15 protein-coding genes are annotated in these 15,770 nt (G+C 64.0%); 10 read left to right on the forward strand and 5 right to left on the reverse strand.

All coding sequences use genetic code 11. The annotated features are described in order from the left end of the window. Together RFM98_RS03790 and RFM98_RS03795 are read left to right on the forward strand one after the other, a co-directional pair. Positions 1 to 531, forward strand: a complete 531-nt coding sequence (locus RFM98_RS03790) for an O-acetyl-ADP-ribose deacetylase (RefSeq protein WP_320307590.1) — start codon at positions 1 to 3, stop codon at positions 529 to 531. Between the two features lie 153 nt (positions 532 to 684). Further along, complete coding sequence (locus RFM98_RS03795) at positions 685 to 2,649, forward strand: acetyl/propionyl/methylcrotonyl-CoA carboxylase subunit alpha (protein WP_320307591.1); 1,965 nt, start codon at positions 685 to 687, stop codon at positions 2,647 to 2,649. A 217-nt stretch (positions 2,650 to 2,866) separates the two neighbouring features. On the opposite strand, the gene RFM98_RS03800 is transcribed toward RFM98_RS03795, so the two are convergent. Then, on the reverse strand, positions 2,867 to 3,988 hold the full coding sequence (locus RFM98_RS03800) for an ABC transporter substrate-binding protein (protein ID WP_320307592.1): 1,122 nt from the start codon (positions 3,986 to 3,988) through the stop codon (positions 2,867 to 2,869). Between the two features lie 400 nt (positions 3,989 to 4,388). Continuing rightward, entirely contained in the window at positions 4,389 to 4,655 is a 267-nt protein-coding gene (locus RFM98_RS03805; protein WP_027164869.1) for a sel1 repeat family protein, read from the reverse strand. Positions 4,656 to 5,092: 437 nt separating this feature from the next. Here RFM98_RS03805 and RFM98_RS03810 point away from each other — a divergent pair, with 437 nt between their 5' ends. The 5 genes from RFM98_RS03810 to RFM98_RS03830 all read left to right on the forward strand — a co-directional run bounded on the left by RFM98_RS03810 (position 5,093) and on the right by RFM98_RS03830 (position 8,905). Next, positions 5,093 to 5,434, forward strand: coding sequence for a DUF2147 domain-containing protein (locus RFM98_RS03810; RefSeq protein ID WP_320307593.1), 342 nt, complete (start codon positions 5,093 to 5,095; stop codon positions 5,432 to 5,434). Positions 5,435 to 5,631: 197 nt separating this feature from the next. Then, positions 5,632 to 5,766, forward strand: coding sequence for a hypothetical protein (locus RFM98_RS03815; protein ID WP_320308154.1), 135 nt, complete (start codon positions 5,632 to 5,634; stop codon positions 5,764 to 5,766). A 66-nt stretch (positions 5,767 to 5,832) separates the two neighbouring features. After that, on the forward strand, positions 5,833 to 6,027 hold the full coding sequence (locus RFM98_RS03820; RefSeq protein ID WP_320214362.1) for a hypothetical protein: 195 nt from the start codon (positions 5,833 to 5,835) through the stop codon (positions 6,025 to 6,027). A 180-nt stretch (positions 6,028 to 6,207) separates the two neighbouring features. Next, positions 6,208 to 7,665, forward strand: coding sequence for an AMP nucleosidase (locus RFM98_RS03825; protein WP_320308123.1), 1,458 nt, complete (start codon positions 6,208 to 6,210; stop codon positions 7,663 to 7,665). 232 nt (positions 7,666 to 7,897) lie between these two features. Continuing rightward, positions 7,898 to 8,905, forward strand: coding sequence for an endonuclease/exonuclease/phosphatase family protein (locus RFM98_RS03830; RefSeq protein WP_320308124.1), 1,008 nt, complete (start codon positions 7,898 to 7,900; stop codon positions 8,903 to 8,905). A 135-nt stretch (positions 8,906 to 9,040) separates the two neighbouring features. On the opposite strand, the gene RFM98_RS03835 is transcribed toward RFM98_RS03830, so the two are convergent. Continuing rightward, positions 9,041 to 9,634, reverse strand: a complete 594-nt coding sequence (locus RFM98_RS03835; protein ID WP_320307594.1) for a DUF922 domain-containing protein — start codon at positions 9,632 to 9,634, stop codon at positions 9,041 to 9,043. A gap of 143 nt (positions 9,635 to 9,777) precedes the next feature. Then, positions 9,778 to 11,457: an electron transfer flavoprotein-ubiquinone oxidoreductase gene (locus RFM98_RS03840; RefSeq protein ID WP_320307595.1), complete on the reverse strand. Its 1,680-nt coding sequence runs from the start codon at positions 11,455 to 11,457 to the stop codon at positions 9,778 to 9,780. A gap of 251 nt (positions 11,458 to 11,708) precedes the next feature. Here RFM98_RS03840 and RFM98_RS03845 point away from each other — a divergent pair, with 251 nt between their 5' ends. The 3 genes from RFM98_RS03845 to RFM98_RS03855 all read left to right on the forward strand — a co-directional run bounded on the left by RFM98_RS03845 (position 11,709) and on the right by RFM98_RS03855 (position 14,555). Next, complete coding sequence (locus RFM98_RS03845) at positions 11,709 to 12,347, forward strand: hypothetical protein (protein WP_320307596.1); 639 nt, start codon at positions 11,709 to 11,711, stop codon at positions 12,345 to 12,347. A 230-nt stretch (positions 12,348 to 12,577) separates the two neighbouring features. Further along, the gene (locus tag RFM98_RS03850; protein WP_320307597.1) at positions 12,578 to 13,492 is read left to right on the forward strand and encodes a uracil-DNA glycosylase; all 915 of its coding nucleotides are present in this window, start codon (positions 12,578 to 12,580) and stop codon (positions 13,490 to 13,492) included. Between the two features lie 253 nt (positions 13,493 to 13,745). Next, entirely contained in the window at positions 13,746 to 14,555 is an 810-nt protein-coding gene (locus tag RFM98_RS03855) for a helix-turn-helix domain-containing protein (RefSeq protein WP_320307598.1), read from the forward strand. A 93-nt stretch (positions 14,556 to 14,648) separates the two neighbouring features. Here RFM98_RS03855 and RFM98_RS03860 read toward each other — a convergent pair whose 3' ends face one another. Continuing rightward, entirely contained in the window at positions 14,649 to 15,596 is a 948-nt protein-coding gene (locus tag RFM98_RS03860) for a DMT family transporter (RefSeq protein ID WP_320307599.1), read from the reverse strand. Between the last annotated feature and the right edge of the window lie 174 nt (positions 15,597 to 15,770).

The following is a 15,770-nucleotide window of genomic DNA, read 5'->3' on the forward strand; positions in this document are numbered from 1 at the left end:
ATGGGCGCTCTCGGCGACAGGATCCGCATCCACACCGGCGACATCACCAAGCTCGCGGTCGATGCCGTCGTCAATGCCGCCAATTCGTCGCTGCTCGGCGGCGGCGGCGTCGATGGCGCCATCCATCGCGCCGCCGGCCCGGAACTCGTTGCCGAATGCCGCATGCTCAATGGCTGCAAGACCGGCGACGCCAAGCTGACCAAGGGCTATCGCCTGCCGGCGCGCTACGTCATCCACACGGTCGGGCCGGTCTGGCAAGGCGGTGGCAAGGGTGAGGCCGAGCTGCTCGCCTCCTGCTACAGGCGCTCGCTCGAGATCGCCCGCGACCATGATTGCCGCACGGTCGCATTCCCTGCGATCTCGACCGGCATCTACCGCTTTCCGAAGGACGAGGCGACCGGGATCGCTGTCGGCACCGTGAGCGACTTCCTTCGTCAAAATACGATACCGGACGTTGTTACTTTCTGCTGTTTCGACGAGCAGATGGTCGAACTATACCGACGGGCCGTTGCTGCTCTTAGGGAAGGCTGAACTTATGGATCAACAGATTCCTCAGTGCAGGCAAGGGCGGGTTATCGCCCGGAAAAGCCGGCGGGACAGTACCCCCCTCTGTCCGGCAGGACAGAGGGGGGTATTCAAGCGCCCTGCTTCTCGCCGTTTCCGAACCCTACGCGCGGAGGCTCCATGTTCGGCAAGATCCTGATCGCCAATCGCGGCGAGATTGCCTGCCGCGTCATTCGCACTGCCCGCAAGCTCGGCGTGCGCACCGTCGCCGTCTATTCCGACGCCGACGCCCGCTCCTTGCATGTCGAGATGGCCGACGAGGCGGTGCATATCGGCGCCTCGCCCGCCGGCGAGAGTTATCTGCGCGGCGACAGGATCATTGCCGCGGCACTTGCCACCGGTGCCGAGGCTATCCATCCCGGCTACGGCTTCCTGTCGGAAAACCCCGACTTCGTCGACCAGGTGACGACGGCCGGGCTCGTCTTCATCGGTCCGTCCGCCGCCTCGATCCGCGCCATGGGCCTGAAGGACGCCGCCAAGCGGCTGATGGAAAAGGCCGGCGTGCCGGTGGTGCCCGGCTATCACGGCGAGGCGCAGGAGATCGTGCTGCTCGCTTCCAAGGCGCGCGAGATCGGCTATCCGGTGCTGATCAAGGCGCGGGCCGGCGGCGGCGGCAAGGGCATGCGGCGCGTCGACCACCCCGACGATTTCTCGGAAGCGCTTTCCGGAGCGCGGCGCGAAGCGAAAGCGGCGTTCGGTGACGATCGCGTGCTGGTCGAAAAATATGTCGACAAGCCGCGCCATATCGAAGTCCAGGTGTTCGGCGACAATTTCGGCAATGCGGTGCATCTGTTCGAACGCGACTGCTCGGCGCAGCGCCGCCACCAGAAGGTGATCGAGGAGGCCCCTGCCCCCGGCATGACGCCTGCGCTGCGCAGGGCGATGACGGAGGCGGCCGTGAAGGCCGCCAAGGCAATCAACTATTCGGGCGCCGGCACGATCGAGTTCATCGTCGACGCCTCCCAGGGACTCAAGGCCGACCGCTTCTGGTTCATGGAAATGAACACGCGGCTGCAGGTCGAGCATCCCGTCACCGAGATGGTCACCGGCGTCGATCTCGTCGAATGGCAGCTTCGCGTCGCATCCGGTGAAAAACTGCCGAAAACGCAGGCTGAGATCGCGCTTGCCGGCCATGCCTTCGAGGCGCGCCTCTATGCCGAGGACGCCGCGAAAGGGTTCTTGCCGGCGACGGGCACGCTGCATCATCTCAAATTCCCCGACGCGGCACCGGAAGGCGCCGCGGTGCGCATCGAGACGGGCGTGCGTGCCGGTGATGCGATCTCACCCTTCTACGACCCGATGATCGCCAAGCTGGTGGTGCACGGCAAGGACCGGGCCTCGGCGCTCGGCGCGCTGCGCGAGACGCTGGCGCGGACGGAAGTGGCCGGCTCGACCGTCAACACAGCCTTCCTGGCGGCGCTCTCGGCCGACGCCGATTTCGCGGCGGGCGATGTCGATACCGGGCTGATCGGCCGACATCAGGAGGCTCTCACCGCCACTCCCGGCCCGAGCGACGAGACGATCGCAGCCGCGGCGCTGGCCGCGACGGACGCCGGCGCGCCGGGTCCGGCCGCCGATCCCTGGTCCGCGCTTTCAGGCTATGCGCATTTCCACACGCTCTCGCGCCGTATCCTGCTGCGCTATGGCGAGGAGAGCATCCTGGCGCGGGTTTCGGCACGGCCGGACGGCCGCTTCCAGGTGGCGCTGGAGGCACCGCATGACGCGGTGAATACGCACGACCTGAGGACCATGCCGCAAACCGCCCGCTGGCCCGGTCACGTCACCGTCTTCGAAGGCGCGGTGGGCTACACCTTCACGGTTCCCGATCCGCTTGCCAAGGCCGACGAGGCAGGAGCCGCCTCGGGCAACCTGCGCGCGCCGATGCCGGGGCTGGTGAAGCTGGTACGCGCCGCGGCGGGCGATGCCGTGATCAAGGGCCAGCCGCTTTTGATCCTCGAAGCGATGAAGATGGAACACATGATCGCCGCACCGCATGACGGGGTGATCGCCGAGATCGCGGCCGAAGGCGCGCAGGTCAGCGACGGTACGGTGCTGGTGCGTTTCGCGGAGGACGGCCAGGGCTGAGGGGTTTCCGCTTCGGATCCTCGCCGGGTGACAATGGCTAAAACGCGTCGCGCTGAAACGGATTCAGGCGACGCGCTTTAAGTCCTTGTTTTTAAGTCGTTGTCCCAGAACCGCGTACACTTCTGGGCGACATGCATTAGGTGTGGCGGGACAGGCCGACCGCCGCCAAAAGAAATGGCCGGGACGAGCCCGGCCATTTCCTCGATTGCAGAACCGATTACGGCTTTATCGGCGCGTATTTGCCGTCATGCCACTGGTTGATGTCGTAGCTGGCGTTCTTCAGGTCGCCCTTCTCGTCGAAGATGACGTCGCCGACGACGGTGCTGATCGGCTTGCCGTCCTTGAGCGCCTCGGCGACCTTGGCCGGATCGTCGGTGCCGGCGCGCTTGACGCCTTCGGCGACGGCCTGGATCACGGCATAGGAGAACAGCGTGAAGCCTTCCGGGGTGAAGCCGCCGGCCTTGATCTTGGCGACCGCATCCTTCGCTTCCGGCTTCGACTGCGGGTCGGACGGGAAGACGAACATGGTGCCTTCGCCGGCCGGGCCGGCAACCTGCCAGAATTCCGGCGAAGCGATCGAGTCCGGCATGATCAGCTGGAACTTGACGTTCTGCTCGGCCGCCTGACGCAGGATCAGACCTGCCTCGGGATGGTAGCCGCCGAAATAGACGACGTCGGCCTTCAGTTGCTTCAGCTTGGTGACGAGAGCCGAATAGTCCTTCTCGCCGGCATTGATGCCTTCGTAATCGACTTCCTTGAGGCCGCCGGCATTCATGGTCGCCTTCACGGCATCGGCCACGCCCTGGCCGTAGGCGCTCTTGTCGTGCAGCACGACGACGTTCTTGCCGGCGTATTTCTTGGCGATCCACGGGCCGATGAAGGCGCCCTGGGCGTCGTCACGCGTGTAGAGGCGCATGATGGTCGGCCAGCCGGACTTGGCCGCGGCGTCGGTCAGCACCGGGTTGGATGAGGCCGGGCTCATCATCAGCGTGCCGGCTTCGGCATAGACGGCCGAAGCCGGAATGCTTGAGCCCGAGCAGGCATGGCCGTCGACGAACTTGACGCCGTTGGCCACGATGCGGTTGGCGACCGAGACGGCCTGCTTCGGGTCGCACTGGTCGTCCTCGATGTCGAGCTTGATCTGGGAGCCGTTGACACCGCCAGCCGCGTTGATCGCGTCGGCGGCAGCCTGCGCGCCCTGCTTGAACTGGTCACCGATGGTGGCGAGCTGGCCGGTCATCGGGCCGACCACCGAAATGGTGATATCGTCGGCGAAGGCAACCGGGGCGCTCATCATCAGGCCAAATACGGCCGCGCTCAAAATGCCCAATTTTTTCATGACTATAAGAACTCCTCCACTTGTGCGCGGCAACCTGGCCACGCTTGTTCCACAGAGCCGGGACAATTTCATCCTTCGCTGAAACTGTCGAGAGGACAACTCGGAAGGTTTTGGTTCATTCCAGCGAGGATTTCTTGGGCCACGCGCCTGATTACCAGACGTAATGCAAAAAGCCGCGCCGGCCTTGTTCCGGCCGGTCGCGGCTTATGCAATCGAGCTTCCCCGGCGCCCCCGCGCCTGACCGCTCGCTTCCCTGTTTCCTGCTGGACACGATCTCCCACTTTTCGGGATCATGGTCCGCGCGGCTTTGCCCGTGGGCCTGCCGCGTTCTTGATCTTGTGAGCCGGCCGTCTTTTCGCGGCCTTGTCCCAATGAACCTCCGAGCGCTAGGTGCGCAGGATCAGTGCATCGTCATCCATTCACGGGCTTCGCGCAGCGCCGTGGCGATCTCCACCTTCGACATGGTGGCCGACAGTTCCGAGCGCAGCTCGGCGGCGCGGGCCGAGCCCTTGATCGCGGCGATATTGAACCATTTGTGGGCGGCAACGACGTCGGTCTCGCAATCGCGGCCGGTCGCATACATCATGCCCAGTTCGAAAAGAATGTCGGCCTGGGCAGTTGCCCCCATGGCGCCGAAGCCGTCTTCAAGCATTTCAAAACGTGCCATTTCAATCCCCTGTCTTGCTCCCGAGAGCCGCCTCCTTTTTTCCCTTGGTGTCCCTTGGGGCGGGCCGCTCTTTCGATGCTTTCGAGGATGACGGCTGGCCTTGAATCCGTCGTTAAATGGCTTGCTTAATTTGAAGAAAACAAAGCTAAAACAAGAGGTAAACGCGAAAAACTGTTAAGCATGGGAATCCAGCATTTCCGCCATTTTGCGTCAAATTCGATGAAAATTGCCGAGCGCGGAATCAAGACTTCGCTAACCACGGAAACCGAAGCGTTTGTCCGGCCCCGTTTATTTTCAGTCGTCCGCGCGGCGAAAAACCTTGCAACCTTCCGTGGCGGCACCGCTTTTGTTTTGGCGGGAGCTGGATTAGCTTTACCTTTGCGTAAGGGGCGGGAAGGCGGACCGGAGCCCCACCGGAACCTACAGGGAGGACAGATATGTTTCGAAAAGCAAGCCTGGCCTTGGCGGCCACCTTGATCATGGCGGGCGCGGCATGGGCCGACCCGATCGAGGGCAATTGGAAGACGCAGGCCGGCGACACCGCGGCGATCGGCGGCAGCGGCTCTTTCTCCATCACGCTCAAGAGCGGCAAATACGCCGGCAAGACCATCGGCTCGCTGAAAGCGACCGGCGACAACAAATATGCCGGCAGCATCACCGACCCGGCGAACGACAAGACCTATGCCGGCAAGGCGACGCTGTCGGGCACTTCGCTCAAGATGAGCGGCTGCGTGTTCGGCGGCCTGATCTGCAAGAGCCAAACCTGGCATAAGCTCTGATCGCCAAATTCCTGGTCGTCCGAAACGAGGCCCGAGCGGCCTCGTTTTCTTTTGGAGCGACCGCGCTCCGCCGGCCGGGCCTGCGCCGCCGGCCCTGTACAAGACCTCGTCAATCAATTTGAACCGCAGATGAATACCGGTCTCAGAACCGGTTCAGCGGCCATCAGGCATTCTCTCCCGCATTGAAGGAGAGAGAAATGCTTGCCCGTCGCTTCACCATCGTCTGCCTGCTGATGAGCCTGTTCGGCATGCTGTTCGCCATTCTTGTGGCGGAGGCCGGTCATCCGGCCCGCTCGTGGGAACGGCCGGTGCCTGCGTTCTCGGCTTCGTGAACCAATTCAAGCGCTGAAACGACCCAACTGAAAATCGACCAAGCTGAAAACCGGGGCACCACCAAAATGAACCGCATCGCCGATAACGCAACGAAGATCCTCCGGCTGCTGCCGCGGGCGATGCTCATCCTGATGCTGCTCGCCGTCCCGGTGCTGGCTGTGCCGATGATGCGCGCCGACACCGGCCACAGGATCGAAGCGCCGCCGCACAAGAACACCAGCGTCGGCTTCGTGCTGCTGATCAGCCTGCAGCGCGGATAGGTGTATCGAGGGTCAGGATCGCTGGCCCGATCCTCAATCTCATTGCACCTTAAACATGGCGGCAGAAAAACGACGCTGGCACCCCCTTCGAGCCTGCCGCCCCCTCCCAAGCGTCATCCTGAGACTCTATATTGAGTCATGGAAAAGCGAATCTACCCCCAAGCCATCGAATCGGTCGTCATGCCGGAGCCTTTCGGCAAGCAGAGCTTCCACGACGCCAAAAAGGCCGTAGCGGCGCTGCAGACGCTCTATGACCGCAACACCAAATTCCTGCGCGATTCCTTCGCCGCACTTGCCGCCGGCGGCGACGAGAGCAAGCGCTACCGGGCCTTCTATCCGCAGATCGGCGTCACCACGACCTCGTTCAGCCAGGTCGACTCGCGCCAGGCATACGGCCACATGCCGACGCCGGGGAACTTCTCTACCACGATCACGCAGCCGCAGCTGTTCGAGAACTATCTCATCGAGCAGCTGAAGCTCATCATGCGCAATCACGGCGTGACGGTGACGGTTTCGGAATCGACAACGCCGATCCCTCTGCATTTCGCCTTCCTGGAAGGCACCTATGTCGACGGTGCCGCTGCCGAGCGCATCAAGCGGCCGATCCGCGATCTGTTCGACGTGCCGGATCTCGACGGCACCGACGACCAGATCGCTAACGGCACTTTCGAGGTGGCATTCGGCGAGCCGCGGCCGCTGGCGCCGTTCACGGCGCAGCGCATCGATTATTCGCTGCACCGCATGACGCACTACACGGCGACCAGCCCGCAGCATTTCCAGAACTTCGTGCTGTTCACCAACTACCAGTTCTACATCGACGAGTTCGTCGCACGCGCCCGCGAATTGATGGCCGATGGCGACAGCGGCTATATCGAGTTTGTCGAGCCCGGCAATGTCGTGACCGCCAATGGGGCAAGGGTCTCTGAAGGCACGCCGCCGGCGCGCCTGCCACAGATGCCGGCCTATCACCTGAAGAAGCCCGGCCATGGCGGCATCACCATGGTCAATATCGGCGTCGGTCCCTCCAACGCCAAGACGATCACCGACCATATCGCGGTGCTTCGCCCGCATGCCTGGGTGATGCTCGGCCATTGCGCGGGCCTGCGCAACACGCAGGCGCTGGGCGATTATGTGCTGGCGCATGCCTATGTGCGCGAGGACCATGTGCTGGACGACGACCTGCCGGTCTGGGTGCCGATCCCGCCGCTGGCCGAGATCCAGGTGGCGCTGCAGGAGGCGGTCGCCGAAGTCACCGGCCTTTCCGGCTATGACCTCAAGCGCATCATGCGCACCGGCACCGTCGCCACCATCGACAACCGCAACTGGGAACTGCGCGACCAGCGCGGACCGGTGCAGCGCCTGTCGCAGTCGCGCGCCATCGCCCTCGACATGGAATCAGCCACCATCGCCGCCAACGGTTTCCGCTTCCGCGTGCCTTACGGAACGCTGCTATGCGTCTCCGACAAGCCGCTGCATGGCGAGCTGAAGCTGCCCGGCATGGCGACCGAGTTCTACAAGCGGCAGGTGGCGCAGCATCTCACTATCGGCATCAAGGCGATGGAGAAGCTTGCCGAAATGCCGATGGAGCGGCTGCATTCGCGCAAGCTCAGAAGTTTTTCCGAAACGGCGTTCCAATAGCCGCTCAACCCGGCCGGCGCCCGGCGAGGCAATCCGTCGTCTTGCCTGGGCCGCAATTTGGCCGATAAGCGATCCGAACGGATAGCCAGGAGCAATTTCAGGAAAAGTGCGATGCGGTTTTCCGTCTGGAATTGCGTCAGAACAAAGAGATAAGGCATTTCGGCGTTTCCGTGAGACGGTGAAATGCTCTAGGCGGTCGGAGCAAATGACAACGGGCGGTGCGCGCTTGAGCATGATGGCTCAGCTGACATTCCTGGCGATGACGGCATGTTCGGCTGCGCTCTTGGCCGGGTTCTTCGGCGCGCTGCATCCGGCTTTCGATTCCTTCTCGCATTTCCGCATGCATCTAAGCGTGCTGACGGCCTTGCTCGCCCTGTTGTTGCTTGCCAGCTCCTACCGGCTGCAAGCGGTCGCAGCACTGGTCTTCGCCATTGCCTGCTTCGCCACGACGATGAGCGCGCTGCCCAGATTGTCGCCGCAGCAGGCGGTCGCAAAGCCGGCCGACCGGATCGTCTACAGCCTGCTGCAGGTGAACCTGCGCTTCAACAACCCGACGCCGAAGAAGGTGCTGTCGCTGATCGGCCGGACCAATCCGGACGTGATCACGCTCGACGAAGTGTCCGGGATGTGGGCGACCGAGCTCGGCTATCTCGCCAGCGCCTACCCCTATCGCATCCTTTGCGACTACCCCAACGGCATATTCGGCGTCGCGCTGCTCTCGCGCCGCCCCTTCGCGGCCGGCACCGCGCCGCGTTGCGAGCCGCGCGGCGCGATGGCGACCGCCACGATCGATTTCGGCGGCATTCCGGTCGACGTCGCCGCGATCCATCTGAGCTGGCCGTGGCCGAAGGAGCAATACTGGCAGATCGGCGAGCTGGCGGAACCGCTGGCCGCGCTCGGCGAGACCGCGATCATGGCCGGCGATTGCAATGCCGTGCCGTGGAGCGCGGCGGTGCGGCGTGTGGCGCGGCTCGGCGGCATGACGCTGATGCCGTCGGCCGGCCCGACCTGGATCCACCGCACGCTGCCCGACTTCCTGCGTCGCTATGCGGGCCTGCCGATCGACCAGGTGTTCAGCAAGGGCGGGGTGACGATCCTGTCGTCGGCCCGGCTGGAGGATACCGGCTCCGACCATCTGCCGGTGCTGGTCGAATTCACGCTGCGGCCCGACAGCGCGCCCGAGGACGTGCATAAGTCGGCGCTGGCGGCGAGTGACATGCCGGACAAGCCGCGAGGCTGACGCCCCGCTTGGTAACGCGAACGGGCTAATGCATGTCGCCCAGAAATGTACGCGGTTCTGGGACAACGACATGCATAAAAACAAGGACCTAAAGCGCGTCGCCTGAATCCGTTTCAGCGCGACGCGCTTTAGTTCTCAGTTCTTCCCCATCAACGCATTGACCAATTGCTCGACATGGCCGCCGTCGCGGTGCTCGCGCGCGTCGAAGGCGTTCTGCTTGGCTTCATACTCGGCATAAATCGTGTCGATGCGGCGCCTGGCGTCCCAGCGGAGGCCGGTGCAGAACCAATTGTCCGGCCGCTCCAGCCCGGCAAGCGCCGTGTCCGTTGCCTGCATCATCTGCTTGGCGATGCGGCCGTGGGTGTGCTCGTGCTGGCGCACGCCGGCCATGAAACGCTCCCACCGCCTGCTGAGGGCCGAGCTGGACGGGGAAGTGCGGCGCGGAAAGGTGTAGGTGATGTCGATCGTGCCGTCGGCCTGGCGCAGCCGGCAGATGCCGTTGTCGCGCTTCACATCGAGCTTCCAATGCACGACGTAGCCGGTCTCGGCGATGGCGCGCGTAGCATGGCCGTGCCTCGGCCCCAGGCCGTCCATCGCCTCGATCAGTTCGGCGCCGGTCTTGCCGGCGACATCGTAGGTGCGCACATGCACGGTCAACCGGGTGCCGGCGGAAGCGGCCCCGCAAAAGAGCACCGCTGCAGCTAATATCGCCAGGCTGGTCCGCCGCATCTCCGCCTCCTTGTCCGGAGGCGGAGCAGACCATAATCGGCGCGGCGCTTCAACGGCCTTGGCGGCTTACATGCCTTGATAGACCGGGCCTTCGCCGGCTTTAGCCGGGGCGGCGGTCGAGACGGCCCGGTCCGCCGCGCGGCTTACAGGCCCTGGTAGACCGGGCCTTCGCCGCCTTGTGGCGGCACCCAGTTGATATTCTGGTTCGGATCCTTGATGTCGCAGGTCTTGCAGTGGACACAGTTCTGCGCGTTGATGACGAAGCGCACATCCTTGGCCGACGGATCGGCGGCGGCGTTGCCGTCCTTGTCCACCCACTCATAAACGCCGGCCGGGCAGTAGCGCGTCGAGGGACCAGCGAAGACATCGTGCTCGGAACGCTGCTGCAGCGCCATGTCGCCGACGATCAGATGCACCGGCTCGTTTTCCTCGTGGTTGGTGTTGGAGAGGAACACCGAGGAGAGCCGGTCGAAGGTCAGCACGCCGTCCGGCTTCGGATAGGCGATCTTCTCATGCTTCGCCGCCGGTTCGAGCGTCGCATAGTCGGCCTTGCCGTGCTTCAGCGTGCCGAAGGGCGAGAAGCCGAACAGCGTGTTCAGCCACATGTCGAGGCCGCCGATGCCGACGCCGACAATGGTGCCGAAGCGCGACCAGAGCGGCTTGACGTTGCGCACCTTCTTAAGGTCCTTGCCGATATCGGTGCCGCGCCAGGCTTGTTCATAGGAAGCGAGCTCGTCATTGGCGCGACCGCCGGCAACCGCTTCGGCCACATGCTCGGCCGCCAGCATGCCGGAGAGCACCGCGTTGTGCGACCCCTTGATGCGCGGCACGTTGACGAAGCCGGCAGCACAACCCATCAGCACGCCGCCAGGGAAGGAAAGTTTCGGCACGGACTGCCAGCCGCCTTCGGTGATGGCGCGCGCGCCGTAGCCGATGCGCTTGGCGCCCGCGAATGTGCCGGCGATCGCCGGATGCGTCTTGAAACGCTGGAACTCCTCGAAGGGCGAGAGGTAGGGGTTCTTGTAGTTCAGGTGGACGACGAAGCCGACCGCCACCTGATTGTCTTCGAGATGGTAGAGGAAGGAGCCGCCGCCGGTCTTCATGTCGAGCGGCCAGCCGAAGGAATGCTGCACCAGACCAGGCTTGTGGTTCTCGGGCTTGACCTGCCACAGTTCCTTGAGACCGATGCCGTATTTGCCGGGTTCACGGCCTTCGGAAAGTTTGTATTTGGCGATCAGCTGCTTGGCGAGCGAGCCGCGCGCGCCCTCGCCGATCAGCACATACTTGCCCATCAGCGCCATGCCGGGCGCGTAGGCCGGGCCATGCGTGCCGTCCTTCTCGACGCCCATGTCGCCGGTGATGACGCCGGTGACGGCGCCGGCTTCGTTGTAGACGAGGCTCGCGGCGGCAAAACCCGGATAGATTTCGACGCCCAGCGCCTCGGCCTTGGTTGCCAGCCAGCGGCAGACATTGCCCAGCGAGACGATGTAATTGCCGTGATTGTTCATCAGCGGCGGCATCAGGAAGTTCGGCAGGCGGAACGAACCCGCGGGCCCAAGCACCAGGAAATGGTCCGCCGTCACCGGTGTCTTGAACGGATGGCCCTCCTCCTCACGCCAGCCGGGCAGCAGGCGGTCGATGCCGATCGGGTCGACGACGGCGCCGGACAGGATATGCGCGCCAACCTCGCCGCCCTTCTCCAGGACGACGACCGACAGGTCGGGGCTGAGCTGTTTCAGACGGATCGCGGCGGCAAGGCCGGCGGGACCCGCGCCGACGATCACCACGTCGAATTCCATGCTTTCGCGTTCGATATCGCTCATCGACCCCTCTTTGGCTTGCCGCATTCTCGCATTGTGCTGGCTCATGCGCTGCATAGCGCATCAATTCGCGCCGCGAAACCGGCGCTGACGTGACAACGCCGATTTCGACAAAAAGTCGCGGTTTTCCCTACGAAATGGTCGGCACCCAGGCCATGGCCAAGCATAGGCCAGGGGCAATCGGTTGGAAGGCCAGGCCGCGTCCGCATGTTTTTAATTGTTCGACGGCTTGGTTATCGGCAATACTTGCCGGCATGCGCAGTCCAGAGCCATCCGGCTTTCCATCCAAGCGCTTGCTCTTCACGCCAGGCGCGGCCTGGCGCGCGGTTCTTCCGCTCCTCTTTTTGGCCGTGCCGGCGGAGGCAGATCCGGTGAAGGTCTGGGCGACCGGCGCCTATTCCTTCTCCGACGAGATGGGCGGCTTCCGCATCACCGGCGCTTCCGGCATCGGCACCAAGGAAGACCCGCTGATCATCAAGGAGGAGCTGAACACGGCGACGCCGGTGACGCTGACCATTCGCGCGACCAAGCCGATCGAACCCTTCGGCAGGGCCGGCGAAGTCGCCAATGGCGTGATGTATATGCGCATCGACGTGCTGAACAACAGCGCCCTGCCCTGGGTGGAGTTCCAGTTCGAGCTGCAGGAGATCCTCGACCAGCCGAGCGTGTTCGGCGATGGCCTTTCCTTCGACCAGCGCAACAAGACGCCCGACAACATCTGGTCGAGCAACTTCGCCGATTTCGAGCGTAAGTTCGAACCTTACGACCAGTTGCTGTTCAGGAACGGCAAGGTCGATCCGCTGAAGACGGCGACCTTCGATTTCCTGATCACCGACTATACGCCGCGCTGGACGTTCTACATCGTGCAGGATCCGCGAATTCCGACGGGGTGAAGTACGCCGATATTCAGGCGATGCCGGCCTGCAAAGGGCGGCTTCCTGCGCTTCCGGCCTTCGCCGGCCGAAGCACTGATGAGTGGCGTGGCAGTTGAATTTAGGCTATGGCCGGCGTAGGCTGGTGCTCGGAAGCCACTGTTTTCGGCACGGCCTCCCCTGAATCTCGACGTAGTTCAAGGCGGACCTCACAACTTGCAAATCGGCGCAGCGCGGACGATGGTGGCGCCATGACTGCCGCCTCCCCCAGCACGCCTGCCGAGATCGCCGAACTGCTCGCCTTCTATGCCAGCGCCGGCGTCGACGATGCGCTTGAAGACGCGCCGATCAACCGGTTTGCCGAACCGGCGGCGAGGCCGGCCGAACGGGCACCCGCCGTGCCACGCCGCGAACCCAAGCCCGAGAGCCGACCGGCGCCCGTGCAGGCTGCGGGGCAGGTCAAGGCATCTGAGCGGCCAACGTCATCATCCGGTCTCGACGCGAGCCATGTTCCGGACGCGCCCGCGCGGGTGCCGGCGGCCGCGGCCGTTCCCGACGAAGCACAGGCCGCCGCCGCGCGCCAGCTTGCCGCCCGCGCGACGACGCTCGAAGAACTGCGCCAGCACATGGCCGCCTTCGACGGCTGCAACCTCAAATTCACCGCCAAGAACCTGGTCTTCGCCGATGGCAACCCCAACGCCGACCTGATGCTGGTCGGCGAGGCGCCGGGCCGCGACGAGGACCTCGAAGGCCTTCCCTTTGTCGGCCGCTCGGGCCGGCTGCTCGACCGTATGCTCGCCGCGATCGGCCTCGACCGCAACTCGGCCTATATCGCCAATGTCATTCCGTGGCGGCCGCCGGGCAACCGCACGCCGACACCGCACGAGACCGAAATCTGCCGGCCCTTCATCGAAAGGCAGATCGAGCTGGTCAACCCTAAGGTGCTGGTCAACCTCGGCGGGCCGTCGGCCAAGACGCTGCTCAACACGACGGAAGGCATCCTTAGGCTGCGGGGAAATTGGCGTACGCATATGACGGCTTCCGGGATTGCGATCCCGGCGATGCCGACGCTGCATCCGGCCTATCTGCTCCGGACGCCGGCGCACAAGAAGCTGGCCTGGCGAGATTTCCTTGAGGTGAAGGCGAAGTTGAAGGGGTTGGCGTGAGCGCCTTTCCCTTCTGCCCTTGTGGGAGAAGGTGGCCGAGCGAAGCTCGGACGGATGAGGGGTGCTGGAAGGATCTCGGCTTCGAAGGCACAAGCACCTGATAGTATTGGGTTCTTCTACGCTGCGTTCCTTCGCGCACCCCTCATCCGTCTCGGCGCTGCGCGCCGATCCCCCTTCTCCCACAAGGGGAGAAGGGGGAGCTATTACCTCCGAGGTAATTGAATTGCGCCGAGCGCCGGCCTACTCCTCCCCCATGACCACACCCGACGTCTCCGCCGGCAGCCTCATTCGCGAATGGCGCACGCGGCGGCGCATGAGCCAGCTCGACCTCGCCATGGAGGCCGATATCTCGCAGAGGCATCTTTCCTTCGTCGAGAGCGGGCGTGCCCTACCTTCACGCGAGATGGTCCTGCATCTGGCCGAGCAGCTTTCGATCCCGCTGCGCGAGCGCAACCAGCTCCTGCTTGCGGCGGGTTTCGCGCCGAGCTTCAGCGAAAAGCCGCTCACCGACGCGACGCTGGCGCCGGCGCTTGCCGCGATCGAGACCGTGCTCAAGGGTCACGAGCCTTTCCCGGCGCTGGCGGTGGACCGACACTGGAACCTCGTTTCCGCCAATCCGGCGATCGCCCCGTTCCTGGCCGATATTTCCGAACCGTCGCTGCTCGCGCCGCCGGTCAATGTGCTGAGACTCAGCCTGCATCCGGGCGGCGTGGCGCCGCGCATCGTCAACCTGGCGGAGTGGCGGGCACATCTCATCGAAAGGCTGAAGCGCCAGAACGACGAGACCGGCGATCCGGTGCTGATAGAACTGGAGCGCGATCTGCGCGCCTATCCGTCCGGCATGAAAAGCGCGCGCCCGGCGCCGGTCGAGCCGAGCGGCATCGTCCATCCGCTTCGGCTTGCGCATGGCGATATGGTGCTCTCCTTCATCAGCACGATCACCGTGTTCGGCACGCCGCTCGATGTCACCCTATCGGAACTGGCGATCGAATCCTTTTTCCCGGCCGACGAGCAGACGCGAGCAGTGCTGGTGCGGCTGGCGAAAGAGCGTGGCTCTCAGTAGCTCAATAGAAAGGCCGCGGGACAGCACCCCGCCTCTGGCCTGCAGGACAGAGGGGGTGTGAAGGAACTCGACGCACGAAACGTCCTGCATGAATTACCCCTGCGGTGGCGTCGCCGTTCTGGTGCGCGTGCGCTCGAGGCCCAATTGCCGCTCACGCCAGATGATGAAGATGCCGGCGGCGACCACGATCGCACCGCCGACAAGCGTGTTGAGCGAGGTCACATCTCCGAAGACAAAATAGCCGACGACGACGCCGAGGATCATCGAGGTATATTCGAAGGGCGCCACGACCGAGGCTTCGGCATGGCGATAGGCCGCCGTCATCAGGATCTGGCCGAGCCCACCGCAGAAGCCGGCAAAAACAAGCAGCGCGGCCTGCATCGGCGTCAGCGCCTGCCAGCCGAAGGGCAGCGTGAAGAGCGACAGCACTGAAGCCGTCGAGGAGAACCACAGCACGATGGTCGCCGTCTTCTCCGTCTGCACGAGATTGCGCACCAGAAGCATGGCGACGGCCGAAATTGCCGCGGCGATCAGCGCGGCCATGACGCCCAGCACCTCCTGGTCGTCGAGGCCTTCATTGGAATTGAGCAATGTCAATTCCGGCCAGGAAATGACCAAAACGCCGGCAAGACCAAAGGCAACCGCGCTCCAGCGGTAGACGCGGATCGTCTCGCCGAGGAAGATCGAGGAGAACACGACGACCAGCAGCGGCTGGGCGTAGTTCAGCGTGATGGCCTCCGGCAGGGGCAACCTGGTCAGCGCGAAGAAGCCGAGTCCCATGGCACCAACGCCGACGAGGCCGCGCGCAATATGGTTGAACGGCCGCCTGGTCGTGAATGCCGTGGAGAGCTCACCTTTGAAGGCCAGGAAGGCGATGATCGGGAAGATGGCGAAGAAGGAGCGGAAGAAGACGATCTGCCCGGCTGGCACGTCGCCGGCCGCCTTGATGCAGGTCTGCATGCCAACGAAGACCGTTACCGAGACGATCTTCAGCGTGATGCCGCGCAGCGTGCTGTGGCCGACGGCATGATCGACGGTCATCTTGCCTCGCAAGGATGGTCGGAAAACGAAGCCGCGAAATAGCCCAAGAGCAATTCCAGGAAAAGTGTGAAACGGTTAGGTTCGGCGACTTCGCCGTAGCCTCCGTCCGGAATTGCGAAACACACTTATCCCGCAGTTTTGTCGAGTGGCCGTTTCGTGTAAAGAGCGCGCACC

This window comes from Mesorhizobium australafricanum, assembly GCF_033977265.1.
Classification (GTDB): Bacteria; Pseudomonadota; Alphaproteobacteria; order Rhizobiales; family Rhizobiaceae; genus Mesorhizobium; species Mesorhizobium australafricanum.